The 24,370-nt window shown below is 63.3% G+C and carries 23 protein-coding genes and 1 riboswitch; of the genes, 13 read left to right on the forward strand and 10 right to left on the reverse strand.

The window, feature by feature from the left end; translation table 11 throughout:
- Positions 1-50: 50 nt before the first annotated feature.
- Positions 51-2,018, reverse strand: coding sequence for a CHASE2 domain-containing protein (locus FFM81_RS07665; protein WP_138385756.1), 1,968 nt, complete (start codon positions 2,016-2,018; stop codon positions 51-53).
- Positions 2,012-5,794, reverse strand: a complete 3,783-nt coding sequence (locus FFM81_RS07670; RefSeq protein WP_138385757.1) for a FecR domain-containing protein — start codon at positions 5,792-5,794, stop codon at positions 2,012-2,014. Before FFM81_RS07670 ends, FFM81_RS07665 begins: the two co-directional genes overlap by 7 nt.
- 128 nt (positions 5,795-5,922) lie before the next feature.
- Here FFM81_RS07670 and FFM81_RS07675 point away from each other — a divergent pair, with 128 nt between their 5' ends.
- Complete coding sequence (locus tag FFM81_RS07675; RefSeq protein ID WP_025416543.1) at positions 5,923-6,462, forward strand: Pycsar system effector family protein; 540 nt, start codon at positions 5,923-5,925, stop codon at positions 6,460-6,462.
- Between the two features lie 173 nt (positions 6,463-6,635).
- On the opposite strand, the gene FFM81_RS07680 is transcribed toward FFM81_RS07675, so the two are convergent.
- Positions 6,636-7,124 (reverse strand): RidA family protein, encoded by a 489-nt coding sequence (locus tag FFM81_RS07680; protein WP_025416542.1) that lies wholly within the window; start codon positions 7,122-7,124, stop codon positions 6,636-6,638.
- Positions 7,118-7,843 carry an SDR family NAD(P)-dependent oxidoreductase gene (locus tag FFM81_RS07685; protein ID WP_003564648.1) on the reverse strand — a complete coding sequence of 242 codons (726 nt, stop codon included), beginning with the start codon at positions 7,841-7,843 and terminating at the stop codon, positions 7,118-7,120. Before FFM81_RS07685 ends, FFM81_RS07680 begins: the two co-directional genes overlap by 7 nt.
- 194 nt (positions 7,844-8,037) lie before the next feature.
- Here FFM81_RS07685 and FFM81_RS07690 point away from each other — a divergent pair, with 194 nt between their 5' ends.
- Both FFM81_RS07690 and FFM81_RS07695 read left to right on the forward strand, forming a co-directional pair.
- Entirely contained in the window at positions 8,038-8,940 is a 903-nt protein-coding gene (locus FFM81_RS07690; protein WP_138385758.1) for a LysR family transcriptional regulator, read from the forward strand.
- Positions 8,941-9,048: 108 nt separating this feature from the next.
- The gene (locus tag FFM81_RS07695; RefSeq protein ID WP_138385759.1) at positions 9,049-9,825 is read left to right on the forward strand and encodes a DUF1194 domain-containing protein; all 777 of its coding nucleotides are present in this window, start codon (positions 9,049-9,051) and stop codon (positions 9,823-9,825) included.
- 333 nt (positions 9,826-10,158) lie between these two features.
- Here the strand turns inward: FFM81_RS07695 and FFM81_RS07700 are convergent, their stop codons facing one another.
- Both FFM81_RS07700 and FFM81_RS07705 read right to left on the reverse strand, forming a co-directional pair.
- Positions 10,159-10,848, reverse strand: coding sequence for a VOC family protein (locus tag FFM81_RS07700; RefSeq protein WP_003564643.1), 690 nt, complete (start codon positions 10,846-10,848; stop codon positions 10,159-10,161).
- Positions 10,849-11,091: 243 nt separating this feature from the next.
- A complete protein-coding gene (locus FFM81_RS07705) occupies positions 11,092-11,526 on the reverse strand; it encodes a 6,7-dimethyl-8-ribityllumazine synthase (RefSeq protein WP_003564641.1) in 435 nt (144 codons plus the stop codon).
- A gap of 79 nt (positions 11,527-11,605) precedes the next feature.
- A riboswitch (FMN riboswitch) is annotated at positions 11,606-11,748 on the reverse strand.
- A 351-nt stretch (positions 11,749-12,099) separates the two neighbouring features.
- Between FFM81_RS07705 and FFM81_RS07710 the strand changes: the two genes are divergently transcribed.
- The gene (locus FFM81_RS07710; RefSeq protein ID WP_003564639.1) at positions 12,100-12,546 is read left to right on the forward strand and encodes an SRPBCC family protein; all 447 of its coding nucleotides are present in this window, start codon (positions 12,100-12,102) and stop codon (positions 12,544-12,546) included.
- A gap of 186 nt (positions 12,547-12,732) precedes the next feature.
- On the forward strand, positions 12,733-13,041 hold the full coding sequence (locus FFM81_RS07715; RefSeq protein ID WP_003564637.1) for a GCG_CRPN prefix-to-repeats domain-containing protein: 309 nt from the start codon (positions 12,733-12,735) through the stop codon (positions 13,039-13,041).
- Between the two features lie 79 nt (positions 13,042-13,120).
- On the opposite strand, the gene FFM81_RS07720 is transcribed toward FFM81_RS07715, so the two are convergent.
- The gene (locus tag FFM81_RS07720; RefSeq protein WP_003564635.1) at positions 13,121-13,345 is read right to left on the reverse strand and encodes a hypothetical protein; all 225 of its coding nucleotides are present in this window, start codon (positions 13,343-13,345) and stop codon (positions 13,121-13,123) included.
- Positions 13,346-13,586: 241 nt separating this feature from the next.
- Between FFM81_RS07720 and FFM81_RS07725 the strand changes: the two genes are divergently transcribed.
- The 5 genes from FFM81_RS07725 (at position 13,587) to FFM81_RS07745 (ending at position 18,653) form a co-directional block, all read left to right on the forward strand.
- The gene (locus tag FFM81_RS07725; protein ID WP_025416540.1) at positions 13,587-14,684 is read left to right on the forward strand and encodes an adenylate/guanylate cyclase domain-containing protein; all 1,098 of its coding nucleotides are present in this window, start codon (positions 13,587-13,589) and stop codon (positions 14,682-14,684) included.
- 103 nt (positions 14,685-14,787) lie between these two features.
- Positions 14,788-15,774 carry an ABC transporter substrate-binding protein gene (locus FFM81_RS07730; protein ID WP_138385760.1) on the forward strand — a complete coding sequence of 329 codons (987 nt, stop codon included), beginning with the start codon at positions 14,788-14,790 and terminating at the stop codon, positions 15,772-15,774.
- Between the two features lie 20 nt (positions 15,775-15,794).
- Positions 15,795-16,799, forward strand: coding sequence for a FecCD family ABC transporter permease (locus FFM81_RS07735; RefSeq protein WP_097534197.1), 1,005 nt, complete (start codon positions 15,795-15,797; stop codon positions 16,797-16,799).
- Complete coding sequence (locus FFM81_RS07740; protein WP_025416537.1) at positions 16,796-17,833, forward strand: FecCD family ABC transporter permease; 1,038 nt, start codon at positions 16,796-16,798, stop codon at positions 17,831-17,833. The genes FFM81_RS07735 and FFM81_RS07740 overlap by 4 nt, the downstream gene beginning before the upstream one ends.
- 7 nt (positions 17,834-17,840) lie before the next feature.
- On the forward strand, positions 17,841-18,653 hold the full coding sequence (locus tag FFM81_RS07745; protein WP_097534199.1) for an ABC transporter ATP-binding protein: 813 nt from the start codon (positions 17,841-17,843) through the stop codon (positions 18,651-18,653).
- On the opposite strand, the gene FFM81_RS07750 is transcribed toward FFM81_RS07745, so the two are convergent.
- On the reverse strand, positions 18,634-19,317 hold the full coding sequence (locus FFM81_RS07750) for a class I SAM-dependent methyltransferase (protein WP_003564624.1): 684 nt from the start codon (positions 19,315-19,317) through the stop codon (positions 18,634-18,636). The two genes, FFM81_RS07745 and FFM81_RS07750, sit on opposite strands and share 20 nt — an antisense overlap.
- Before the next feature lie 158 nt (positions 19,318-19,475).
- Here FFM81_RS07750 and FFM81_RS07755 point away from each other — a divergent pair, with 158 nt between their 5' ends.
- Both FFM81_RS07755 and FFM81_RS07760 read left to right on the forward strand, forming a co-directional pair.
- Positions 19,476-20,126: an ArsR/SmtB family transcription factor gene (locus FFM81_RS07755; RefSeq protein WP_097534201.1), complete on the forward strand. Its 651-nt coding sequence runs from the start codon at positions 19,476-19,478 to the stop codon at positions 20,124-20,126.
- A complete protein-coding gene (locus FFM81_RS07760) occupies positions 20,123-21,388 on the forward strand; it encodes an MFS transporter (protein WP_138385761.1) in 1,266 nt (421 codons plus the stop codon). Before FFM81_RS07755 ends, FFM81_RS07760 begins: the two co-directional genes overlap by 4 nt.
- On the opposite strand, the gene FFM81_RS07765 is transcribed toward FFM81_RS07760, so the two are convergent.
- Positions 21,377-22,300, reverse strand: a complete 924-nt coding sequence (locus FFM81_RS07765) for a LysR family transcriptional regulator (protein WP_025416534.1) — start codon at positions 22,298-22,300, stop codon at positions 21,377-21,379. The genes FFM81_RS07760 and FFM81_RS07765 overlap by 12 nt on opposite strands.
- 216 nt (positions 22,301-22,516) lie before the next feature.
- The gene (locus FFM81_RS07770; RefSeq protein ID WP_138385762.1) at positions 22,517-23,440 is read right to left on the reverse strand and encodes a phytanoyl-CoA dioxygenase family protein; all 924 of its coding nucleotides are present in this window, start codon (positions 23,438-23,440) and stop codon (positions 22,517-22,519) included.
- Positions 23,441-23,537: 97 nt separating this feature from the next.
- Between FFM81_RS07770 and FFM81_RS07775 the strand changes: the two genes are divergently transcribed.
- Positions 23,538-24,362 (forward strand): helix-turn-helix transcriptional regulator, encoded by an 825-nt coding sequence (locus tag FFM81_RS07775; protein WP_138385763.1) that lies wholly within the window; start codon positions 23,538-23,540, stop codon positions 24,360-24,362.
- Positions 24,363-24,370: the final 8 nt, after the last annotated feature.

The raw sequence follows: 24,370 nt of genomic DNA on the forward strand, positions 1-24,370 counted from the left end.
CTTGGGGTCGCCAGACGTCAGCGGTTGCGCTGACCCGCCCTTCCGATCCGTCATTCCCCGCCTTCTGTCAGCGCATCCCGAACGATCGCATAATAGGCGGCAAGTTCGGGAATATCGGCAGCCAGCGTGTCGAAGACGGGATCAGACGGCGCCAACGTCCCGGCGTATTTCGTCTCGATGAAAGCCTGGTGGGCGGCGAGCGCTTCGGAGTCGGCCTTGTGCACGACGGTGAAAACGGGCGAGGGCAGGGTGCGGCCTTTGACGATGATGCGGTCGAGTTCGACGACGATGTAAGTCTCAGTGACCAGCCTTGCGGTTTCTTCGCCGAGCAGCAGCGCCACGCCGTAATTCTTCGAGGCGCCTTCGAGGCGGGAGGCGAGGTTGACGCTGTCGCCGAGGCAGGAATAGTCGAAGCGGCGGGTCGAGCCCATGTTGCCGACGATGCATTCGCCGGTGTTGATGCCGACGCCCATCTTCAAGACGTGCGGCTTACGGCCAGATATGGCCGCCTCCCGCTCCAGCTGGCTATTCAGCCTCGAAATCGCCGCCTGCATGGCGAGCGAGGCGCGCACGGCGTGAAGCGCATGATCGGGATCGTCGAGCGGTGCATTCCAGAAGGCCATGATGCAGTCGCCCATATATTTGTCGATCGTGCCGCCATGATCCATCACCACGTCGGAGAGCGGCGTCAGCAGCCGGTTGATCAGGCCGGTCAGTTGCTCCGGATCGTCCTTCAGCGTCTCGGCAATGGTGGTAAACCCCCGCACATCGGAAAATAGCACCGAGAGCGTGCGCCGCTCGCCGCCGAGCTTCAGCTGCGAGGGGTCGTTGGACAGGCGTTTGACGAGATCGGGCGAGATATATTGGGCGAAGGCGCGGATGATTTGGCGCTTGTTGCGGCGCTCCTCGGCATAGTCGAAGGCGGCCTGGCCGAAGACGACAGAGATATAAGCGACGGTCGGGCCGAGTGGCGAGACGAAGACATGGGCAAGCCGGATGCCGGCAAAGCTGACGGCCGCGAAGGCGAGGAGGGCCGCCGCACTGGTCACGATCGTCAGCCATCCTGTCGAGCGCCAGACGGTTGCGGCGGCCAGCAGCACCGATATCAGAATGCAGGCGGCAACTGTCGGCAGGCGGGCTTCCGCGATCGACAGTCCAGCGCGGATATTGTCGTAGATCGTCGCCTGGATCTCGACGCCGGAGACGAGCTTGCCGGTGTGGACGGTATAGGGTGTCGCAAAGGCATCGACACCGCGCTTGTCGATCTCGGGCGCATTCTGCAGGCTGAGGCCGACCAGCACGACGCGGTTTTTGAAATAATCTGGCGGCAGCAAATTTTCAGGGTCGAGCGCCTGGTAATAGGAAACCGTGGGATAGCTGCGGGCCGGTCCCAAGGATTGGATGAGCTGACCCGCCGGCACGGATGCGTGTGTCGCTCCCGACGTTTTCGCCAGCATCGCGGCAAAGCCGTCCTCGTAACCTGGAATGCGTCGGAAGATGCCGTCGCCGCTGAGATCGATCGAGGCGATGCCGGTCACCGCGCCCGCTTCGGTCAACTGCGGCAGCGGTGTGGCACGGATGAGCTGCGAGGCCTGCGGCGTCTCGATCAGCATTTCGTCGCCGGCGAGCACGATATCGGCGCCGACTGCCTTGGTGATCGCCGCGTCATTGTCGGGATTGGAGGGTTCGGCCATGATGATGTCGAGGCCGATGGCACGGGCGCCGGCTGCGCGCAGCTGCCTGATGAGCTCGGCATGCAGGCTGCGCGGCCAGGGCCATTGCGCGTTGATATCGGCCAGTGAGGGCTCGTCGATCGCCACGATCACAGGCCCACCCTGCGGCGGGCGTGGGTCGTCGACGGTCGAGAGATAGTCGAAGCTTCTGAGTTCCAGCAGCGACCAGGCGGGCAGGCGCGACAGAAGCGAGATGGCGATCAGCGTGGTCAGCGACAGCACGAGCAGCCGGAGATGGCGGCTCGTGATATGCCTGGCCCGCCGAGGTTTGTCCCGCATCAGAATCGGACTTTGAGCGTGCCCTTGAAGGCGCGGCCCCAGCCGGAAACGCCGGGCGTTATTTCGAAGTCTTCGTCGAGCAGGTTGTAGGCGGACGCTTCGAGCGCCATGCGCTTGTCGAGCGGTTCCCAGATCAGGTGAGCGTCAAGGCTCCAGTAGTCGTCGAGTTTGGTGCCGAGATCGTCGCCGTCGCGCTCGCCGACATAGTTGGCCGCCACCGTCGCCTTGACCTTGGCCTCGTTGACCCAGGTCAGCGCGATCTGGCCGGAATTCTTCGGAATGAACGGCAGAGAGCCGCCGTAATTCGGCTCCAGCGGGTCCTTGTTCTCCGATTCCATATAGGCATAGGTGGCCGAAAGCCCGAAACCATAGCCGAGCGCAATATTGGCAGTGACGGCGGCGCGGTCGATGCTGCCGCGCGACAGCGGCAGGCTGTCGGCCGCCGGAAGCGCAATCAGCGGCAAATCGATCGAGAAATCATGCAGTTCCTGGTGCTGGTATTCGACCGAGGTGAAGAAGCGGTCGGTCCATTCGGCATCCCATTGCAGCGCCGCCGTATCGGTATAACCTTCGACACCCACCGAGAACTGGTTCGGCTGCAGGCCGAGAATGCCGACCGGGGCGAGGGTGGGAACGCCGGTATCAACGCTCTGGCGCATGAAGGCCGCCCGTAGCCAATGGTTCTGGACAGGCGCCCAGGCAAGGCCGAATCGCGGCTCCAGCCGGCTGACATCGACGCTGCCGCCAGACATGCGCGTACCGAACAGCGCATATTCACCCTTCAGATCTGGCGTGATCTCGTGCAGCACGTCGACATAAGCGCGGCCGATGTCGACACGGCCATCGGTCTCCGTGGGTCCAAGCGTCACACCGGGCAGAAGGCGCGGAATGATATCCTCGATGTTAAGGAAGTCGCTGTTATGGGCATCGATCCAGCCGCCCTCTATGCCGTAGCGGAAGGTCAGCGGTCCTACCCCGATATCGTGGTTGAGGGCCGCGACATAGGTCTTCGAGCTCTGGTCCTGGGCGGTTTGTCCGAAGGGACGAATATCGGCGCCGGGACCGCCGAGGAATGGCACCATCTCCCAGTCGAATGCCAGGTCGGCAGTCGTCTTCGTTCGCGTGCCGGAATAGAGGAGTGCGGCATTCAATACGTTTTCGTAGCCGAACGTATGGCTCCAGCCGATGCCGGCATTGGTTGTCGTGATGATGTCGCGCCGGTTCAGATAGAGCGGCAATTCGTCGGGCACCAGCGGGCCGGCGGCGCCGAATATGGGAAAGAACAACCCGTCGTTCAGAATGGTCGAAAGCTGGGAATTCTCGCTCAGCGTATCGAGGTTATAATCGCGTTTCGCGCCGTTGAAATAGGCAACGACCCTATCGTCCGGCGTGATCGTCGCCGTCAGGTAGCCGTTGCCGCCGAGGATCTTGTTATCGGTGGAGAACCCGCCGAAATCAGTATAGTCGCCGTCGCGCGCAAGCTCTTCCCAGGTCAGGTTGCCGAAGAAGCTGAGTGGGATCGTCTCGTTGGAGAAGCCCTGTATCTCGGCCTCGCCGACGCGGCGTGTATGGCCGTCGACGCTGGTGATGCCGCCGCCGAGCGAGCCTTCGATGAAGGGCGTGCGCAGAAGCGTTGCCGAGCGTGAACGGCCCGACAGCATGTGCGGATCGAGCAGCAGGCCCTGGAACAGCGAGGAGAAGCTCGACGTGTTGGCGCGGTACTGGCTGATATTGTCGTCGCCGAAATCAGTCGCGTTGCTGAAGGGGAAGATGCTGCCCTTGATCGACTGGTCGGTATAGCCGGTGCCTTCGAAGGGGCTGAAGACGGCATCGCCGTAATAGCGGCCCCAGGCATCCAGGCCCTGTAGGCGGAAGGCGTTGTTGAGCGTCGAGCCGGCATCCTCGTTGGCGCCGAGCGCGCTGTAATCGCCGCCGCGCGCCCTGGAGCGGCGGAGAAATTCCTGCGCGTTGCGGATCGCGCCCTCGGCGTCATAGTCGTCGATGTCGACGGCGGTGCGGAAGGCCGGAATGACGGGATCGTTCTTGTCGAGTCTGTCGGCATTGTCGACCGCCTGCTCGGAAGGGATGCGGTCGCCCTTTTCATAATGGGCGGCGGCGAGCATCAGCTGCGACTGAGAATGCGCCGGATTGGCGGTGCTGGCGGCCAGCAGGTCGTCCAGTGCCTTATCGCGCTCGCCGGTCTGCAGGTAGTAGCGGCCGCGGGCGAGAAGGGCGATGTCGAAGCCCGGATCGGCGGCGAGCGCCGCATCGATCTCGCGCTTGGCATCCTTCATCCTTGATTGGTCGAGATAGAGGATGGCGAGATTGGCGTGGGGGACGGGATCTTGCGGATCGAGCGCGATTGCCTTGAGGAAAGCGGCTTCTGCCTCACCATTGGCATCGCGGGCGCCCTGCAGCAGGCCCATCGAGTTCAGTGACCCGGATGCGCCAGGCGCAAGCTCGATGGCGCGGTTCAGGTCGGCAAGGGCGCCGTCGATATCGCTCTTGTATCCGGCCTTGTAGGCGGCGCGCGCGGCAAGGGCGATCGGATGGTTCGGGTCGAGCGCCAAAGCACGGTCAACCGCCTCCCGCATTTGTTCGCGATCGTCGACCAACTGCGCGAGTTGGGCGCGGATGGCGGGCAGGGTGGGATCGTCGGGAAAGCGCTTCTCGGCTTGCCTGATGATGTCGATGGCGGCGCGGGGATTTTCAAGGAAGCCTGCCGTATAAGCTTGCATGATCGCGCCATAGGGTCCGACAGCGGCCGACGGCGGTTTCTCGACGTGGGCTGGATCGGCAAGCGAGCGGGCGAAATAGCCGCCATATTGCGCCATGCTGCGGCGGGCCGGGTCGAGATGCGGCATGGCCGATGCAAACAGCCTTGCGGCATCGTCATAACGCTTTTCGGACCCGGCAATGGTGGCGTCGATCAGGTCGGCGCGCGCCTTCTGGACCACTGTCAGCTTGCGGCGGCGAACCTCCTGAAGGGTTGCTGCCGCCACCTGCCTTCCGTCGAAGGCGCTCTGCACCTCGGCGAGCGCAAGCCAGTCCTCGGTAGTGCGGCGCTCGGGCGGTAAAGCGAGCAGCCGGCGGCGTTCGTCGGCCATGCGGCCTGCCGGCAGCGGCGAGGTCGGCATCAGGCCGAAGCCATCGCGCAGGTTCAGGTAAAACAGCATCTGCTCGCGGTCGTCAGGCGTGACGATGACGAGCTTGCGCGGCGCCTGGCCAATGGTGGCGACCGCTCCTTCGCCTTCGCTCACTTCGACGCTGCCCTGCGGGTTGCTGAGTGCCACGCGGCCTTCGAGCACGATCATCGAGGTTTTGCTGCCCTCGACGGTCATGGTCCAGTCCGTGCCGCGAATGGCGGCTGCAGCGGCAGGGGTCTCGACCGTCAGGCCCTGGCCGCCGCGCTCGGCGCGCGCCCAGATCGTTCCCGATTGCAGCTCCAGTGTCGTGTCGCCGGTCGCGGCCATTTTCTTGACCTGCAGCGAGGAATTGCGGCCGAGGCGAACCTGGGTGTGATCGGAAAAGACGATGGCGAGCTGGCCGTTGGCATTGGTGCGCAGCACGTCGCCGGTCAGGAGATCCTGATTGATGTCGACGACACGCCAGTCCGACACGTCGATGAAGCGGACCTCTTCGCCGGTTTTGCGGGCGATGACGGAACCGGCGACCGGCGTTGCGCGCTGCACGGGATCGGCCATTGCAGGCGGCCCGAAAGCAGGCAGAGCAAGCGCTAGCGCCACCGCTGCGCGAAAGATGTGTTTGGAATGCCCCCGCATGACCTCAACCCCATACCCCACATCCCGTTTGTCTGTGTAGAGTGGAAAAGTCAAGCGTGTTGCGCACGTGTTCTTGCTTTCGCAGCCAAGTGTAATATCAGGGAAACACTTGATGGCGGAGTATTCACGTGAGCGAATTCGAAACTGCAACTGAGGTTATGCTGAGCCAGCCGTCGAGCGCGGATATCGGCGTCGAATATTTTGACCATATCAAGAAAATCAATGACATCTTCTACGATCAGATCAAGATTTCCGATCAGAAGGCCGCCTATATCTTTACTTTCATGCTCGCCTTTCTGGTGAGTTCAAGCGAGGTGAGGGCGGTTTTCAGCCCGGCACGTTATATCGGCGGGACGCCGGGCGGCATGCTGTTCTCGGGCCTGCTTGCCGCAGCCTCGGTCTTTTCCATCCTGTCGGCCATCCTCGTTGTGCTGCCGCGTCGCTTGAACAGCTCGACCTCGCTGTTCTGGGGCGCCTGGCCCGGTCATCGCGACATGTTCTTCGAGGCGGCACTCCGGCGCGACGAGCGCTATCTCTTCGACCAATATCTCGAAAACGCCAACATCCTCTCCACCATCGCCCGCAACAAATACCGCTGCGTCACCTTTGCGTTTCGAGGCTTGATGGTGAGTGTCATTGCTTACGTGCTGCTGTTGGTGGCGGTGTGAGGTTTTGCCGGAGGGTGCCGCGGCGTCAGCCCCTCACCTAACCCTCTCCCCGCTCTGACGGGGAGAGGGGACGTGCCCCATACGAGAGGTGGGAGGGGAACGGAGAGGTTGTATCCCCTTCGCCCCGTTTACGGGGAGCAAGTGCCGGCAGGCGGATGAGGGGCGGCCCTTTTTCAATCCTCAACCTCGAGAACGAGCTCAAGTTCAACAGGCACGCCAAGCGGCAGGCTGGCGACGCCGAGCACGACGCGGCCGGAGAGCTTTTCTTCGCCGAAGACCTGGAGCAACATTTCCGACGCTCCGTCGGCAACCTTCGGATGGTCGCGGAAATCGCCTTCGGTGGCGATATAGACGCCGAGCTTGACGACTTTTGCGATCCTGTCCAGCGAGCCGAGATAGTCCTTGGCGGCTGCAAGTGCGCTGAGCGCCGCCGTTTCGGCCGCTTTCTTGCCATCTTCAACCGTCAGTGCGCCACCGACGCGGCCGATATAGCGCGGCTCGCGGTTGAGAACCGGCAACATGCCGCTGAAGAAGATCAGCTTGCCTGATGTGACCGCCTCGACATAGGCACCCAGGGGTGTCGGCGGCGGGGGAAGCGCAATGCCTTGTTCCTGCAGCCGTCGTTCCGCGCCGGCTGCCAACGCTTTCACTTGGTTTACCATTTGCCCAGATGTGCGCCGCCGTCGACGTGCAGCACCTCCCCGGTTACGCGCGGAGCTTCGGTCAGGAAGACGACCGCATCGACGATTTCCTCGACGTTGGAAATGCCAGCCATCGGCGACAGCGTGCTGAGGAAGTCTTTCGGATTGTCCTTATGCAGCGGCGTGTCCACCACGCCGGGAGCGACGATATTGAAGCGAATTCTCTCGCTGGCATATTCCATCGCCAGGTTCTTGGAGATGGCGTTGATGCCGCCCTTCGTCATCATCGATACCGAGGCGGAGAAGCCGGCAATCGGATGATCGGTCAATGGCGTGGTGATGCTGACAACGCTGCCGCCGGTTTTCTGTGTGAGCATCTGCCCGACGACCAGTTGCGTCAGGTGGATGAAGCCTTCGAGATTGGTCGAGGACAATGTCCTGAAGTCGGCCATCGTGAAATCGACGAATGGCTTGGCCAGGAAGATACCGGCATTGTTGACGAGGCCGTCGATCGAGCCGAACCGGTCGATAGCGGTTTTTGCCACCTGCGCTGCGGTTTCGGCATTGCCGATGTCGCCGTCGACAAGCGCCAGTCTTTCCGAAGCCTGCAAGGCATCCGAGGTGCTGACCTGGCGTGAGGTGGCGACAACATTGTAGCCGCGCTCGATGAAGGCGTTGACGAGCCCTGCTCCAATACCCTGGGAGGCGCCCGTGACGATGACAGTCTTTCCGGTAGTCATGTTGAACTCCATAATTTGGTCGGGCAACGGAGGTCTTGCGCTTGCGAAGGCCGGGTCGCTCGAGATGGGGCGGCTGCGAATGCGCCTCCATCGGATTTGTGGTTGTTTTCGCAGGGTGAATATGGCGAAAACTCCATTCCTCGATTAGATGGAAATATCTGGATTCTCTTTTGCATTAATGCAAAAATCTCGGCATGGCAGACCTCAACGACATCGCGGTTTTCGTGACGGTGGCGCGCTACGGCAGCTTCAGCCGCGCTGCCCATTCTCTCGGCATGCCGGTCTCCACCGTCAGCCGGAAGGTGACGTCGCTGGAGGAGCAACTCGGCGTGACGCTGCTGCAGCGGACGACCCGCAAGCTCAGCCTGACCGCGCAGGGCCGCGCCTATTTTGATCAGTGCAGCGAGCCGCTCGCCCATCTTATGGACGCCGAGCAGGTATTGACGGAAACGCATAGAAAGCCGGAAGGCTTGCTGAAGATCTCCGTTCCCGTCATCTTCGGACAGGAGGTCTTCTACGAATTCGTTTCGGCTTTCTTGAAGACCTATCCCGAAATCCGGATCGATCTCTTCGTCACCAACCTGTTTCTCGATCTGATCGCCGAAAATATCGATCTCGGCATCCGCTTCGGCGAGCTCAAGGACTCCTCGATCGTCGCACAGCGGCTCGGAAAGAGCGTGCGCTATCTGGTCGCCACGCCGGACTATATGAAGGGCAGGGCGCTTCCCTCAACGCCCGAAGACCTGAAGTACCACCGGTGCGTGCTGTTGAACGGCCGCAACGGCGAAGCGGAGTGGCATCTCGTCAGCGGCCGCAAATCGGTCCGCCAGCAGGTGTCGGGGCCGGTCTCGAGCCGGGATTTCGCGGCGGTGAGCGCCTTCACCTATCGCGGACACGGCATCGGGCTCCTACCTTCCACCTATTGCGAAGATGAGATTAGAAGAGGCGAACTGATCCGCCTGCTGCCGGACTGGTCATCGGAGGAAATATTCGTGCATGCGGTCTATCCCACACGCCGCTTCCTGCCCTTGCGCCTGCAGGTTTTTCTCGAGGCGCTGAAGGCGTGGAAGACGCCCTTGTGGCTGCCCCTGCATTGAGGCTCCCGATGCCATCACCTAAAATTGAAGCCGCGCGCGCGGGCGGGCGTCCCGAGACAATCCAGCTGTGTTAGAGTTCGCTGGCTTGAATGGCGCGGGGATTTGCCGATGCTGACGACAGTTGCGGTGCTCATGGGTCTTTCCGGCCTCGTCCCGGCAGCGCAGGCAGGGGCAAACGAGGTCGACGTCAGTATCGTACTTGCCGTCGACACCTCGCGGTCGATGGATTTCGAAGAGATCGGCATTCAGCGCGAGGGCTATGTCGCGGCGCTCAAGCACAAGGAATTTATCGATGCGGTGAAGGGCGGTCTGACCGGCCGGATTGCCATCAGCTATTTCGAATGGGCGGGCTATGTCGTCCAGGATTCGATGATCGACTGGCAGGTGATCGAGACGGAAGCGGATGCGATCGCTTTCGCCGACAAGCTCGACGCCCGGCCGATCGCCACGCAGCGGCGAACCTCGATCTCCACCGCCATCGACCAGGGCGCCAACATGATCAGCACCGGTCCCTTCCAGGGCAGGCGCGAGGTGATCGACGTTTCCGGCGACGGCCCGAACAACTCAGGTGATCCTGTCACGCCTGTCCGCGACAAGGCGGTGGCATCAGGCATGATCATCAATGGGCTGGCCATCATGCTGCGTCCTTCCGATGCGCCCGGCGGGCTCGACAAATATTACGCCGATTGCGTCATCGGCGGTCCCGGCGCCTTCGTGCTGCCGGTCCACAAGATCGAGGATTTCGCCATCGCCGTGCGCCGCAAGCTGGTGCTGGAGATCAGCGGCCTGTCCCCGCCGCCGACGATGGAGACGGTCGCCGGAGCTGGGCCGCCGACGGATTGCCTGATCGGTGAGAAGCAGTGGCGGGATATGTTCTACAGGTGAGTCGCGAGCTGCGGGCGTTGGGTTGGGCTCGTCTTGGGATGAAAGGGAGAGAGGGTGTGCTGTGTGGCACCACCCTCTCTCCCGCCGGCCATCTCCCCCACAAGGTGGAGATTGGCAGGCAAGAGGCTTGACCATCGCTCCCTCTCGAACGGCATCGACAATCACAATGCTCAGTTGTTTGGGGACGCCGTTACGCCCAGCCGATCTCCCTCCTTGTGGGGGAGATGTCCGGCTGGACAGAGGGGGTGCCGCGCGGCACCCCGGTAAAGGAAAGAGGCCCCGCCCTGAGGGGCCTCCAAGAGCGAGGCAGGTGCTCCCAGCGTCTGCCGTCTCCTACAATGGCAGCTCCCGGCCGGCCTGTTCGCTGACCATATATTCGGCGTACCAGTCCGGCCAGCCCTCGTCGTGCTTGCCGCCGTTGCGCTTCTCGTGTTCGCCGTGGGCGATTGCCGCGCGGCGCAGGGCGGACGCCAGGTCGCTCGATGTGGAGAAGGCCGTCTCGTCGGCGTCGATGCGGCCAGGCAGGCGGGCGGTGACTTCCTGGAACAGCCAACCGTTGCCGTCGGGATCCTTGAACGAGGCGAAGGAGCGATAGCTGCGGTGCTCGGGATCGCGGCCGGCGACGCGCAGCCGTCCGAAGAGGTACGGTTCGTCTTTGCCGGCATAGACGCCGGCAGCATCATGGAACACGTCGCTCACTTCGATGCCGCGGGCGATGAGATCACGGCGAGCTGCCTCGATGTCGGAGACCACGAGGTAGAGCCCCTGGGCGGAGCCGGGGGCTGCGGCGGTGACGTTCTTGCCGAAGATGATCGCACAGCCGGAGCCGGGCGGGGTAAACTGGATCACCCGGAAATCGGGATCATTGTCGAAGTCGGCGTCGAGCCGCCAGCCCAGACTCTGGTAAAAACGTTTGGCGCGGTCGACGTCGGCAACGGGGATGACGACCACTTCGAGCTTGGTGTCGACGGGCCGTGTTTGCGAATTTTCGATAGGGGATTCATTGCGCATTGCATTGCTCATCTTCAGCTCCTTGAGGTTTTGGATGCGTTAAGAATGGCGATACATGTCGGCGGTCAGTGGACCACAGCGCGGGCGGGGCGTCGAATCAATTATTCTTGGCTAGCTTTGCGGATTCCGCTGTAACGCAAGGCGTCGCTCGGGATGACGCAAGGTCTGTCGATCCGATGAGGCGGCGGGACCGGTTCCCGCCGTCTTCGTTGTCATTCTGCGGCTCGTCGAGCCGGCGGCGGAAGATGAATGCCCTTATGCGGCGAGAGCGGCGCGGGTTTTGCCGATCACTAGAGCCGCCTTTGCAGCTTCACGCCCTTTCTCGACGAAATGGGCGCGGTAGATCTGGGTATGATGCTCGGTTTCCTGATAATGATGCGGTGTCAGAGAGACCGACAGCACCGGTACGCCTGTATCCATGCCGGCGCGCATCAGGCCATCGACCACGGCTTGGGCGACGAATTCGTGGCGGTAGATCCCGCCATCGACGACGAAGGCGGCGGCGATGACGGCGGCATAGCGCCCGCTCGCGGCAAGATCGCGCGACAGCAGCGGCATTTCGAAGGCGCCAGGAACATCGAACACGTCGATTTGCTCGGCGGGAACAAGCTGTTGGAAACCTTCGAGCGCACGGTCGACGATATCGGCGTGCCAGCCGGCTTTGATAAAGGCGTAACGGGTGGGTGTCATGGTAATCTCCTTTGGCGTACAGACACGTCACCCAAGGCGATCACGAACGTCCCCGACAGCCCGCAAGGGCGGCAGGAACGCGCGTTCTCTTTCATCCGGACTATGACCGTCGGCTCAGGCATCTCACCTGATCTGCTGACCCTTCCGAAGAAGGCGCTCGCGGGCTCGCAATCGAAACTGCATACCGCCGGTAGGGACTTTCACCCCGCCCTGAGAACGGCGGGGACAATAGGGGCAAGGCGGCGGGCTGGCAATAGGGCGAAATGCTTTCATCGCGGATGCGGGATGGTCGAGGCGTGAGTGGCCCGAACGGCAAGGCGGTTGTGCCGGCATACCCAGGTCAGATGCCTATGCCGGCACGCAGATGAGGGGGCCAGCGACGATAGGAGCGAGTGCACTGAGTAAGCGGAGGGTACAGTGACGAGTCAGCGTTAGTGAGGAATGTCTCCGTGGCCCTTGCTGAACGTACACGTTTGCCTACATGCTCCGGGTGAGGACACCCACGTCAAAACAGCATGACCCGCTGATCCCGCCTGAGGCGAGGGCAGGCCATGACAACCATGGGAGAGAGACATGCAAGACCCCCTCGTCGTTCACCGCGAGGCGCATATCGCAGCACCTCCGGCGGCGGTGTTCGCGCTGATGACCGATCCGGAGAAGATCCTGCGCTGGATGGGGACGGAGGCCGAGGTCGAGCCGGAGCCGGGCGGGCTCTATCTCGTCAACGTCACCGGCGCCCGATTTGCGCGCGGCTCGTTTCGCGAGGTGGTGCCGGTTCATCGGCTTGCCTACAGCTTCGGCTGGGACGGCAGCGAGGTGGTGCCGCCGGGCTCCAGCCTGGTCGAGATCGACCTGATCGAACAGGGGGGCGGAACGCTGCTGCGGCTCACCCATACCGGCCTGCCGAGCGCCGATCAATGCGCTGGTCATGCGGAAGGCTGGGCCCATTACCTCGGGCGGCTCACCGAGGTTGCAGCCGGTCGCGATCCCGGTCCGGATCCTTTTTACGGCAGGACATGAACGATTTTCCGCCGGCGGCGGGGCGCTGCTCAAGCGCTTGCCGTTGCTGGAAAAACGGCCGGCCGGTGCTCCCTTCATTCGTCGGAAAGCGCTGCTATTTCTCCCGTAAACATGAATGCGCAGTTCATCTCCAGTTCAATTTGGCGAACCTAGGGTGGTTGCGGCTGGATGAATTGGAGTTTTTCGATGAAGGCACTTTCTATCGCGGCTGCCTTGCTCGCTGGCAGCCTCTCGATCGGCACAGCTGAGGCGATGCCGATGGGGACAATCAAGGTTGAGAGCACTGTCACAAAGGTCGACTACGCCTGTGGCCGCGGCTGGCACCTGACCCGCTGGGGCGAATGCCGGCGCAATTGGCGACGCCCGCCGCCGGTGGCATTCTACGGCGGCCCGCCCCGCTGGGGCTGGGAGCGGCGTCACGGCGACTGGGACGGCCCGCGCTGGCGCCATGAGCGGCGCTGGGATCGCGAGCGCCGCTGGCGGGACGACTACTAAAAGCCTCGGACAGGGGCAGACAAACGAAGGCCGGTGCGATGTTTCGCCCGGCCTTTTCTCTTGGAAATCAGCACTGCGCTCAGATATTGCTGACGAGCCAGTATTTCCCGTCGATCAGCTCTTCGAGCTCGGCCGGATCCTTGACGCCGAACTCGAACCACTCGACGAGTTCCTTCGCCTTCCGCTTGCTCTCTTCCGCGGTAAAATCGATTCCGTAACGGGCGCACCACCGGCGAAGGATCGATGTCAGCAGCGTCATATCATTCCCGTCCAGCGGGTCTTTCGGCCAGTATGTCGTGCTCATAGCAACCCCTCAATCGCTTATGACAAGCTGGCACATAATCGAATCAATGTCGCGCAATTTTAAAGTGTTCATCTGGTTGTTTTCCACCGTGGTGAATGGTTTTCCACAGGTGTTTCGGTGGTGGGGTTGACAGGGGTTTTGGGGAGAAGCGGCAGGCGCAAGAGCCGAGACGGGCTGCGGGAGCATCAGCGGGCGGATGCCCCGGGCTTGCGAACGTTTTCGGGCGATGCGATGTTAACCCATGGATCTGCCTTCCTCCCTTGCCTGGCTGGTTGACGAGGCTGCGGCTTCGCCTGGGCCCGATCGGTTTCTGGCCGAACTCGGGCGCCGGCTGCTGGCCGATGGCTTGGCGCTTTCCGGTGGCGCGCTGACGCTTTCGGTGCCGCATCCGATCATTGCGCGGCGCACCTGGCTGTGGCGGGCCGAGACCGGCGCGGTCATCGAGGCGCTCACTTTTGCCGCCGCACCTCAAAGCGATGCCGGGCGTGAATGGCTGGCCGGGCTCGGGCCGGTTTGGGAGGAAAAGATCGGGCCTTCACAGGACGGCGCCATGCTCGGCTGGGCGGGCATCGGCAAGGGGGCAGGGGCGGGCGAATTCGCTCCCGGTGAAGCCGTCCGGCTGAAGGAGGTTGCGCGTTTTGCCGCCGCACCGCTTGCAGCCCTTGCGGCGCGGGAGGCGCGCGCGGCGCTGCTGGAAGCCTATCTTGGCCGGCGCAGCGCGGCCCGTGTTCAGTCGGGCGCGCTTGCCCGCGGCACCGGCGAAACCATTCGTGCGGCTCTTCTCTGCGCCGATTTGCGGGATTTCACCGCGCTTTCGCAAGTGACAGAGCCGCAGGCAATGATATCAGCGCTCGACGCCTATTTCGACCGCGTCGCCGGCGCCGTGCACGCTTTCGGCGGCGAGGTGCTGAAATTCATCGGCGACGGCGTGCTGGCGATCTTTCCGGTCACGGCCGTTTCCGGCGACGAGGTTCGGGCTGATCGGGAAGCGTGCGAGGCGGCGCTCCGGGCCGTCGCTGCCAGCCGTGCCGGCATGGCCCATCTCGACCAAGTGCGCCAGGCGCAGGGGCTGGCGCCGTTGCCATTCGGCGCATCGCTGCATTTCGGCGAGATCCTCTGGGGTAATATCGGCGCGGCCGACCGGCTGGACTTTACCGCTATCGGCCCCGCGGTCAATCTGGTCAGTCGGCTTGAAGGGCTCTGCAAGCCGCTCGGCCGGACCGTGCTGATCTCCGGCGCGCTTGCCGCGAATACGACGGCTTCCTTGATGCCGCTCGGAGAGCACAGCCTCCGCGGCATCGCCGATCCTTGCGCAGTGTTCACCCTGCGGGAGGATTGAGCCCAGGAGCCGGTGCTTCTCCGAAATCGCACAAAAGAATCATGATTGTGAAACTCCGCTTTTTTGGCTAAAGCCTGTGCGCATCAGAGGGGAGTTTTCAGACATGACTCGATACGCGCGCAGATTTTTCTCGGCCCTGGGCTTGTCCGCAATGTTGGCGGCCGGCGCTGCACAAGCGGATGATGGCGGTAAAATCTCGATCGTCGACGACCGCGGCGTCATCGTAGATGATCGCGGCGTAGCCGTCGAAGTCCCGGCGCTGCCGAAGCGCATTGCCTCGATTTCCTATTTCGCCGACGATGTTGCGTTGGCACTCGGCATCAAGCCGGTCGCCAGCACCTATATGACGTCAGGCCGCGAGCCCGATTTCCTGCTCGGCCTCACCTCTGGGATGAAGCAGATCGGCCAGCGCGCCAAGCCCAATCTCGAACTTCTCTCCGAAGCCAAGCCGGATCTGATCATCGCGATCCGCCGCTATACGGTCGGCAATGCCGCGCAGCTTCAAAACATCGCACCCTATGTCGCCTACAATATGGAGCTGCTCGAAGAGAGCTACAGCGAGACCGCTGCCCTTTCCAAGCTGCTCGGCAAGCCCGCGCGCGGCGAGCAGCTAAACGCCGATTTTCGCAAGCATCTGTCGGAGTTCGCCGCCAAGGCGCCGAAGGGCCACCCGCGTTTCCTGATCATGTGGGGCGGCGCGACGCCTTTCGCCTTCCACACGGAAAACACCTCGACCTCGATCGTCGCTGCGATCGGCGGCGACAATATTCCGGGGCCGAAGAGCCCGGGCGGCGAGTTCGGCATCGACCTCAGCCTGGAAACCATGCTGGAAAAGGATCCCGAGGTCATTTTCGTTTATGATTCCGGCCCGGATCGCCCGCATGAGAGCAATCCGATCTGGTCGCAGCTGTCAGCGGTCAAGAACAACCGGGTCTTCTATGTCGGCGACCAGTGGGTCGAGACCAACGGCCCGATCGCTCGCGAAATCGTGCTGCGCGAGGCCGCGCACTACCTCTATCCCGATACGTTCCCGGCGGTCGACGTCAAGGCGGAAGCCGCCAAGCTGATCCCGGCCGAGCTGCAGAACTAAGCCCAACGACAAGGCCTGCGATGAGCCCCCGGCAATCATTCCTGGCCATAGGGCTCATCGTCGTCGCCGCCATGCTGGCGGCGATGCTCGGCTTGCTGGTCGGCGCCAAGACGCTTTCGGTCGAGACCGCACTTCGCGTGCTGCTGGCGCCCGACGGCAAGATCGAATCCATTCTCGTCTGGACGCTGCGCCTGCCGCGGAGCCTGGCGGCGGCTGCCGGCGGTGCGGGCCTTGCCGTTTCCGGCTATGTGCTGCAGACGCTGACGCGCAATCCGCTGACCGATCCCGGCATTACCGGTGTCACGTCGGGGGCGGTCGCACCGATCGTCTGCTGTTTCGTCTTCCTGCCCTGGCTTTCGCCTGCCTATTATCCTTTCATCGGCCTTGCCGGCGGGCTTGCGGCAGCTTCGGTGACGTTCTGGGTGTCGCGCGGCGGGCAGGGGCGGCCGTTGCAGCTTGCGCTTGGCGGCGTCAGCGTCTCGCTGTTTTTGGGCGCGATCACCACCTATGTGCTGCTGCTGACCGGCCCGCAATCGGCATCGCTGCTCTTCTGGCTTGCCGGCGGTTTCCAGGGGCGCACCTGGTCGCATCTCCTCTACATGCTGCCTTGGACGATTACCGGCGTCGTCGGTGCGCTCCTGCTCCGGCGCGTCATCGGCATGTTCATGCTGAGTGACCATGCTGCGGCCGGCATGGGTCTGCAGCTCGGCCTGTGGAAGCCGCTGATCCTCATTCTGGCCGTCATTCCGGTCGCGGGCGTCGCGCCGATCGCGGGGCCGGTCGCCTTCGTCGGTCTTGCCGCTCCCCACATCGCCCGGCTGCTGAAACCCCGCGGCACGGGATGGGAAATCGGATTGAGCGCTGCCCTCGGCGCGCTGATCGTGACCGCCGCCGATGTTTTCGCGCGCAGCATCGCCATTCCGCGCGAGTTGCCGGTCGGCATCGTCACCGCATTGCTTGGTGGCCCGATCTTCATCTATCTCGTCCAGCGCGGGCGGTTGAGCCTTGCGGGTGGGCCGCGATGAGCGCGCCGGCATCGACATCGGCCGGTTCGGCAAGCCTTGGCATGGCGGCCGTGCTCACCATCTTGGCGGTGCTGTCGCTTGCGGCCGCGATCTTCCTCGGCGTCGCCGATGTCCCTATGGCTGACGTCGCGGCCGTCTTGACCGGCGGCGGCTCGCCGGAAGCGCGACTGATCATTCTCGATATCAGGCTGCCGCGCATCGTCACCGGCATTCTCGCCGGCATCCACTTTTCGCTGGCGGGATATCTGTTGCAGACCATCACCCGCAATCCGCTGGCCGACCCGTCGCTGATGGGCGTGTCGCAGGGGGCGACGCTGTCGGTGACGGTCTTCCTGCTCTTTACCGTCTATATCTTCGAGCCGGGCTCGAACACGCTGGCCGAACTGCCGGTCGCGTGGCTGCCGGCGGCAGGCCTTGCCGGCGGCCTGCTTGCCGGCGGCGTCATCTATCTGCTCGCCTTCCGTCTCGGGCTCAGCGCGCTGCGCATCACGCTCTGCGGCGTGGCGGTCGGTGCGGTGCTGCATGCGGTGGCGATCGGCCTCATCGCCGGATGGGGATCGGCCCGCATCGAGATCATCCTCGAATGGCTGTCGGGCAGCCTTTACGCCCGCACTTGGGAGCACGCGCTCTTCCTGCTGCCCTTCACCATCGTCGGGCTCGCCATGCTGCCGGTCATCTCCCGGCCGCTGATGCTGCTGCAGTTCGATGCGCCTGTCGCGCGCTCCTTCGGGCTCGGCTATCGCAGGCAATTCTCGATCGTGCTGGTCGTCTCCTGCGCGCTTGCGGCGAGTGCCGTCGGCGCAGTTGGGCCGATCGTCTTCGTCGGTCTCATCGTGCCGCATCTCGCCCGGTTCCTGGCGGGGCGGAATTTCATGCTGTCGATTGTGCTGACAATCGTGCTCGGCGCCGTCATCGTCACGCTCGGCGATCTCATCGGCCGGCTGCTCGGCCAAGCCGAGGAAATCCCGATCGGCGTGGTTACGGCCGTTTTCGGCGTGCCGCTTCTGCTCGCGCTGCTGCGCAAAACTATGTGAGGCCGAAATGCCATTGTCCTGTTCCGATCTCTCGGTGATGTACAACAAGCGAAAGGCCCTCGAGAGCTTCAGCCTGTCGCTCGAAAAGGGCGAGATCCGGGCGCTGATCGGCCCGAATGGCTCAGGCAAGAGCACGGCGCTGCATGCGCTGGCGGGTCTGATCCGGCCAGCCGAAGGCAGGGCATCGCTCGACGGCGTTGCCGTCGCCTCCATGTCGCGTCGGATGCTGGCCAAAAGGCTCGCCTTCCTGCCGCAGCAGCCGACCGCACCCGACGAGATGACCGTCGCCCAGCTCGTGCGGCAGGGCCGCTACCCGCATGTCGGCCTGTTTCGCTCTTATGACAGCCGCGACGAAGAGGCGATCGAATGGGCGCTCGAAAGCACCGGGCTGTCTGATTTGGCTGACCGCAGCCTTCGCGAACTGTCCGGCGGCGAACGGCAGAGAGCCTGGATTTCGGCCGCTCTCGCCCAGGAAGCGGAGATCCTGCTGCTCGACGAGCCGACCTCCTTCCTGGATATCGGCTATCAGGTCGAGGTGCTCGATCTCGTGCATCGGCTGAGCCGCGAAAAAAGCGTGACCATCGTCATGGCGATCCATGACATCAACCAGGCGATCGCCGTCAGTGATCGAATCTCGCTGCTCGAAAAGGGGCAGCTGAGGTTCGACGGCGCGCCGCGCGAGCTGGCCGAGCGCAATCTCATCCAGGAAATATTCCGCGTCAGAGGCCGCTTCGTCCAGGTCGCTCCGAACAATCCGCCGCATTTCGATGTCGAGCTGATGCGGCTTCAGCCGGTGGTATCTAGCGCTTCACCAGCCTGAAGACGATTTTCGTCTGGGTGTAATAATCCAGCGCATCGGCAAAGTCGGGCGTCCAGCCGTCCGCCACGAAGGGGATGAAGCCGTCATATTCGAGTTTGCGGGCGGAGACGTCGAAGCCCGCCTTTTCGAAGGCGCGACCGTAATCGGTGATCGACCGATCCTGCACGACTGTGTTGGTACGGTTGGCGACGAGCTCGCGCCATTTCGGCCAGAGCGGGTTGTCGGTATGGCATCCGGTGACCGCATAATAGACGCCGCCGGGCTTCAGCGCCTGCCTTATATCGGCAGAGTGGGCGTCGATATCGGGGACGAGATAGATGACTTCGTGGCTGACGGCGAGATCGAATTCTTCGCTCCAGCCTTCCAGCCTGCTGCCGACCTGATGCTGGATCGGCAGATTGCCCTTCAGCCTCTCGGCCTTGGCGATCGAGGTGTCGGCGATGTCGATGCCGAGCGCCTTGCGGAAGGGGCGGATCGCATAGAGATGCCGCAGCAGGCCGCCTTGATTGCAGCCGAAATCGAGCACGCTTTTGTCGGTCAGGTCCCGCTCGAGCATGAGGTCGATCAGGTGGCGCCAGATCGGCGCATGTCCATCGGCCATCCTGTCTTCGGCGTCGGGGTCGATGTACCACGTGCCGATGTTTTTTTGCGCTTCCTCAACCATCCTTGCCCCTCATTTCATGCGGATCGTGGTGACGGTCTTAGGGTGCGTCACGGTGCTTGACTAGGGCGGTAGCCGGATTTCAAGCGGCATTCGAAAGCTTCAGATATTATTGCAAAGAAAACTTTGCAAAGATATGTTTGCGATTGTACACTTCAGCCATGAAAGATCCACACTCCAAGTCTCCGGCAGACGCCGCCGCCTCCCGCACCGTCAGTCGGGTCGTGCCCGAACCGACCGCGCTGAAGGCCCTGGCGCATCCCGTTCGGCTGCGGATGCTCGGCATGCTGAGGATCGACGGACCCGCCACGGCGACGCAGTTGGCCGGTCGGCTCGGCCTGAACAGCGGCGCGACGAGCTATCACCTGCGCCAGCTCGCCCAATACGGCTTCATCGAGGAGGCGCCGCATGCTTCCCGGCGCGACCGTTGGTGGCGCGCCAGCCACGAGCTGACCTCGGTGCCGGCGAACCAAGCGGCGGGGGAGGCGCTGGATCTCGACATCGCCTTCAACCAGGCGGCTCTCTCGCTGCAGGTCGGCCAGATGCAGCAGGCGCTGGAGGAATATGCCGAACTGCCGGCCGAATGGCGCAAGGCGACTGCTGCCGATGACGTCATTATTCCGATGACCTCTGACCAGGCCGAGGCGCTGACGAAACGGCTGCGCGACATCATCCTGGAAGCGATGCGGGCTGCCCCGCCGCTCGGCGATGCGGCGTCTCGGAAATCTGACATGGTGCCCTTCTTTGTCATGCTGCACGCCTTCCCCTATCCGGGCCGACTTCCGCATCGAAACGAGGAGGATGAGCCGTGAGGAAGGGCGGGCCGTTCCTGGCGCTCGCCGCTGCCGAGACGTGTTCGCTTTCCGGCACACGGCTGTCGACCATCGCCATTCCCTGGCTGGTGTTGAGCACGACGGGCAGCCCTGTCCTGACAGGGCTGACGGCTATGCTGGAGATGCTGCCCTATGTCGTTGCAAAGGCGCTCGGCGGGCCGCTGATCGACCGTGTCGGCGCCAAGCGCATCGCCATTGCCTGCGACACCGCCTCGGTGGCCGTTGTAGGGCTGGTGCCGCTGCTCGATTTTTTCGGCCTGCTGGGCATGCCGGCGCTGCTGCCTATTGTTTTTGCCATGGGCGTGCTGCGTGGGCCTTCCGACGCCGCCAAGCAGGCGATGGTTCCCGACATCGCCCGGCTCGCCAATGTGCCGCTCGAACGGGGGACCGGCGTCGCCAGCGCCATTGAGCGGCTGGCCTCGACGGCGGGCGCTGCCGGCGCCGGCGCGCTGATCGGCCTGATCGGCCCGGGTCAGGCGCTCCTTGTCAATGCCGCCACCTTCGCTACCGCCGCGCTGATCGTTGCAGTCGGCATCCCCAGTATGCAGCGCAAACCCCAGCCGTCCGGTGCATCCGGCGCCCGACCGGCCGAAAGGGCTTCTTATCTCGATGATCTCGGCGAAGGCTGGCGCTTTCTGCGCGGCGATGCCGTGCTCGTCAGCATCGTCGCCATGGTGGCGATCACCAATCTGCTGGACCAAGCCTATCATGCCGTGCTGTTGCCTGTCTGGACACGCGAATCCAGCCATGGTCCGGAACTGCTGGGAGCGATGTTTGCGGCATTCGCCGGCGCATCGATCGCAGGTGCGGCGATTACCGCAGTAATCGGCGAACGGATGCCGCGCCTGATCGTCTATACCGTGGCATTCCTGTTGACCGGCTTTCCGCGTTTTCTCGTGACTGCGCTCGATGCGCCGCTCGGCCTTGTCTTTACAACCCTGGCCATAGCGGGATTTGCCTCGGGCTTCCTCAACCCGATCCTGGCGGCGGTGATCTTCGAGCGCATCCCCAAGCCGCTGACGGGCCGCGTCATCGCCATGAACACCGCCCTCTGTTTCGCCCTCATTCCCTTCGGCGGTCTCCTCGGCGGCGCGCTGATCAGCACGATCGGTCTTGCCGCGGCGCTGCTGCTCACCGGGTTTGCCTATCTCGTCGCAACGCTGCTTCCCCTTGCCTTGAAAAGTTTCCGCGGTTTCGACCGGGCGGTTGCCGATGCCGGTGCTTCCGTATCAAGGCGATGAGCGCGCGCCCGACCTCTCGTGCCCCAAAGCCTCGACCATCAGATCGATAAACCGGTTGATGCGCGGTTCCAGCAGGCGCTTGTCGGGATAGAGCGTGACGATCTTAGCATCATCGGCTTCAAGGTCGGGCAGGACTTGCCGAAGACGCCCGGCGGCGAGATCGCCGGCGATGAGAAAATCGGGCAGGAGCGCGATGCCCAATCCCGCCAGGGCAGCGTCGCGGATCGCCTCTGCGCTGTCGAGCCTCAGGCGGCTGCGTCCCTGCGCCTTGATCCAGGAACTGCCCTTGCCGCGAAAACGCCAGCCTTGCCTTTGATTGCGGCTGGCGAAAATCAGGCAGTCGTGGGTTGCGAGATCGTCGATTGCGCGCGGCTCGCCGCGCTCGGCGAGATAAGACGGCGAGGCGCAGAGGCGCGTACCGTAGGTGGCGATCACCCGCGAGGCCAGCCGGGAGTCCGACGCAGCGGCGCCGATCCGGATCGCCAGATCGAAGCCTTCCTCGATGATGTCGGCGAGGTGATTGGTAAAGCTCACTTCGACCTGGATGTCGGGCCAGGCCTGAAGATATTTTTCCAATAGGGGCAGCACGACGAGCCGCCCGAAGGCATCGGGTACCGTTAGTCTGAGAACGCCGCGCGGCATGTCGCTCCGGCCTCCCACACTCACTTCCGCCTCGTCGACCGCGGCGAGGATCTGCAAGCCGCGTTCGTAGAATACCCGCCCTTCATCGGTCAGGCTCAGCGTTCTCGTCGTGCGGTTGAGCAGACGTGTGCCGAGCCGGTCTTCCAAGCGGATGACGGCCTTTCCCGCCGCCGAGCGGGACAGGCCCATGGCCTGGCCGCCGGCAATAAAACTTCCGGCATCGACGACGGCCATGAAGATCAGGATGTCGTTCAGGTTCGTGCGCGGCATCAGGCAACTCGAGCGGTTCGGTCCCAGCCATAAGTCGGTCAGTCATGCAACCGATTCAAGGCTCGGACCATCAACGCTCACGGCGGCAGTAAGGTCCCGATGCTTCGCTGTTCTGTTGGCAGCAGCCGGTCCGATCTCCGGAGAGCGAGCCTGATGCGCAGCCGGCGCTGGCATTCACTGCGGCGGAATTCGGCCGATCGGGGCGCTGGAACCGGGCTACAGCATATCGCCGAGGCTCCAATGGTTGTTCCATCGGGCGTCGATCTCGTCGTCGACATTCTGATATCTTATGTCGGTGGAGAGGCGCAGCCGCCGGCTGCTGTCCTGGTTGGTGGTTGAGGCGTGGATCATGTAGGGCGAGTGGAGCACAACGTCGCCGGCCTCATAATCGGTGGCGAGCCAGCGGGTGTCGAAGCGCTCCGCCATATCGGGGAGGTCCTTCGAGACCCAGCCGCCTTCCTTCATGTGGCTGTTATAGGCACTGATCCGCTCCTCAGGGGAAAGATCGCCGCTTGCGGCCTGAAACTCCGCCTCCATCTTGACGCCCAGCGCGTGCGAACCTTCGAGGTAGACGAGGCCGCCCATCTCGGCAGGGATATCGCCGATCGGGATCCAGGCCGTCACCAGGCGGCTGGTGCCGCCGCGGAGATAGACGAGATCGTAGTGAGCGGGTGTGGCGGTCGGCGATCCCGGCTGGGTGAAACGCATGAGCTTGCGCTTGTGCAGATAGGAGATGCCTTGCAGGAAATCATCCATGAAGCGGGTGAGCGGTGGCTGCGCGCAAAAACCTTCATAGGCGGCGGAGCGGACAAGCGACATCAGGCGCCGGTCCGCCAAGCTCCAGTCGAAGCTGGCGGCCGACGCAATGCCTTGCGAAAAATCGCTGCCGGGCTCGACCAGTCCCGTCACCGCGAGGCGTTCGAAGACCCAGCCACGGAAATCGATGACATCGGCTCGCCGCAGAAGACCTTTCAGCCAGACATAGCCGTCATTCTGGTAGCGGTGGCGGATGGCGTCGACGCCGATGGCGGGATCGGTCGGTGTGAGCCAGCCCATCCGCTGCGCAGCCAAGGTCTTGCCGTGGGCGGCAAGGGGAAATTCCGGCGTTCGGCTCTGCATGGCTTTGGCGGTAATCGACATTTCAGCCTTCTCCAGCTTGAATTGATTTGCCAAGAAATAGCTGATCTGCAGGGATAACCGACATAGAGGAAATAGCTCTCTGGACTTTTCGCTCATCATGAGAAGCGCCGAAGCCATCTACAGAACGCCGCTTGGCGCAGCCGGCGGACTGGCGGTCACCGGAAGCGGCAGGCAGCATGCCCGCCATGCGGTGACCGACCGAAAACTTCCGAGTTTCGCCGTCGTGTTGGTGGAGCGCGGGCAGGGCTGGCTGGAAACCGCCGCCAGCGGTCGCCTCAGCCTGACCGGGCCTGCCCTGTTCTGGCTGTTTCCCAACCGCGCGCATTCCTACGCTCCCGACCAAGGCGGCTGGGACGAGCGCTGGGCGCTTTTCGAAGGATCATTCACGCGGGATTTCGTCAGGCTGAGGATGATTGCCGAGCGACATCCGGTCGTCGCCTTGCATCCCCTCGATGAGGTGGCGCGGCTCTTCGGGACGCTCCACGCCGATCTGCTTGACGATACCCACCTGGGGCAGGCGTCGGCCGCTTTAATGCTGCATCGCATCGTCATATCAGCCGCCAGACAGGCAATTGGAGTGGCGGATCAACGCCGGGAAAGGCCCGACATGGCCGGCATCGTGGAAACGCTACGGCGGCGGGCGATGCAACCGCTCGACCTTTCCGCCTTTGCCGCCGAGCACGGGATGTCTCCGGCAACATTGCGCCGGCGGTTCACGCTTGAAACGGGGCTGCCGCCCAAGGCATTTCAGCTTCGGGCGCGCATGGACCATGCCAAACAGCTGTTGGCAACCACCGACGAAAAAATCGAAACGGTTGCCGCCATGATCGGTCTGGATGACCCATTCTATTTTTCACGGGCCTTCCACGAGCGTGAGGGCTGCAGTCCTCGCGAATTCCGCGCTCGATACAGGCGGATGTGAGCGCCCGG

The organism is Rhizobium hidalgonense (genome assembly GCF_005862185.2).
Classification (GTDB): Bacteria; Pseudomonadota; Alphaproteobacteria; order Rhizobiales; family Rhizobiaceae; genus Rhizobium; species Rhizobium hidalgonense.

Coding starts and splice junctions, on each gene's coding strand:
- FFM81_RS07755 (WP_097534201.1), top strand. CDS start 19,476: ATGAAAGATCCACACTCCAAGTCTCCGGCAGACGCCGCCGCCTCCCGC.
- FFM81_RS07710 (WP_003564639.1), top strand. CDS start 12,100: ATGCAAGACCCCCTCGTCGTTCACCGCGAGGCGCATATCGCAGCACCT.
- FFM81_RS07705 (WP_003564641.1), bottom strand. CDS start 11,526: ATGACACCCACCCGTTACGCCTTTATCAAAGCCGGCTGGCACGCCGAT.
- FFM81_RS07770 (WP_138385762.1), bottom strand. CDS start 23,440: ATGTCGATTACCGCCAAAGCCATGCAGAGCCGAACGCCGGAATTTCCC.
- FFM81_RS07730 (WP_138385760.1), top strand. CDS start 14,788: ATGACTCGATACGCGCGCAGATTTTTCTCGGCCCTGGGCTTGTCCGCA.
- FFM81_RS07765 (WP_025416534.1), bottom strand. CDS start 22,300: ATGCCGCGCACGAACCTGAACGACATCCTGATCTTCATGGCCGTCGTC.
- FFM81_RS07745 (WP_097534199.1), top strand. CDS start 17,841: ATGCCATTGTCCTGTTCCGATCTCTCGGTGATGTACAACAAGCGAAAG.
- FFM81_RS07725 (WP_025416540.1), top strand. CDS start 13,587: ATGGATCTGCCTTCCTCCCTTGCCTGGCTGGTTGACGAGGCTGCGGCT.
- FFM81_RS07735 (WP_097534197.1), top strand. CDS start 15,795: ATGAGCCCCCGGCAATCATTCCTGGCCATAGGGCTCATCGTCGTCGCC.
- FFM81_RS07715 (WP_003564637.1), top strand. CDS start 12,733: ATGAAGGCACTTTCTATCGCGGCTGCCTTGCTCGCTGGCAGCCTCTCG.
- FFM81_RS07670 (WP_138385757.1), bottom strand. CDS start 5,794: ATGCGGGGGCATTCCAAACACATCTTTCGCGCAGCGGTGGCGCTAGCG.
- FFM81_RS07690 (WP_138385758.1), top strand. CDS start 8,038: ATGGCAGACCTCAACGACATCGCGGTTTTCGTGACGGTGGCGCGCTAC.
- FFM81_RS07740 (WP_025416537.1), top strand. CDS start 16,796: ATGAGCGCGCCGGCATCGACATCGGCCGGTTCGGCAAGCCTTGGCATG.
- FFM81_RS07775 (WP_138385763.1), top strand. CDS start 23,538: ATGAGAAGCGCCGAAGCCATCTACAGAACGCCGCTTGGCGCAGCCGGC.
- FFM81_RS07695 (WP_138385759.1), top strand. CDS start 9,049: ATGCTGACGACAGTTGCGGTGCTCATGGGTCTTTCCGGCCTCGTCCCG.
- FFM81_RS07685 (WP_003564648.1), bottom strand. CDS start 7,843: ATGACTACCGGAAAGACTGTCATCGTCACGGGCGCCTCCCAGGGTATT.
- FFM81_RS07700 (WP_003564643.1), bottom strand. CDS start 10,848: ATGAGCAATGCAATGCGCAATGAATCCCCTATCGAAAATTCGCAAACA.
- FFM81_RS07680 (WP_025416542.1), bottom strand. CDS start 7,124: ATGGTAAACCAAGTGAAAGCGTTGGCAGCCGGCGCGGAACGACGGCTG.
- FFM81_RS07720 (WP_003564635.1), bottom strand. CDS start 13,345: ATGAGCACGACATACTGGCCGAAAGACCCGCTGGACGGGAATGATATG.
- FFM81_RS07750 (WP_003564624.1), bottom strand. CDS start 19,317: ATGGTTGAGGAAGCGCAAAAAAACATCGGCACGTGGTACATCGACCCC.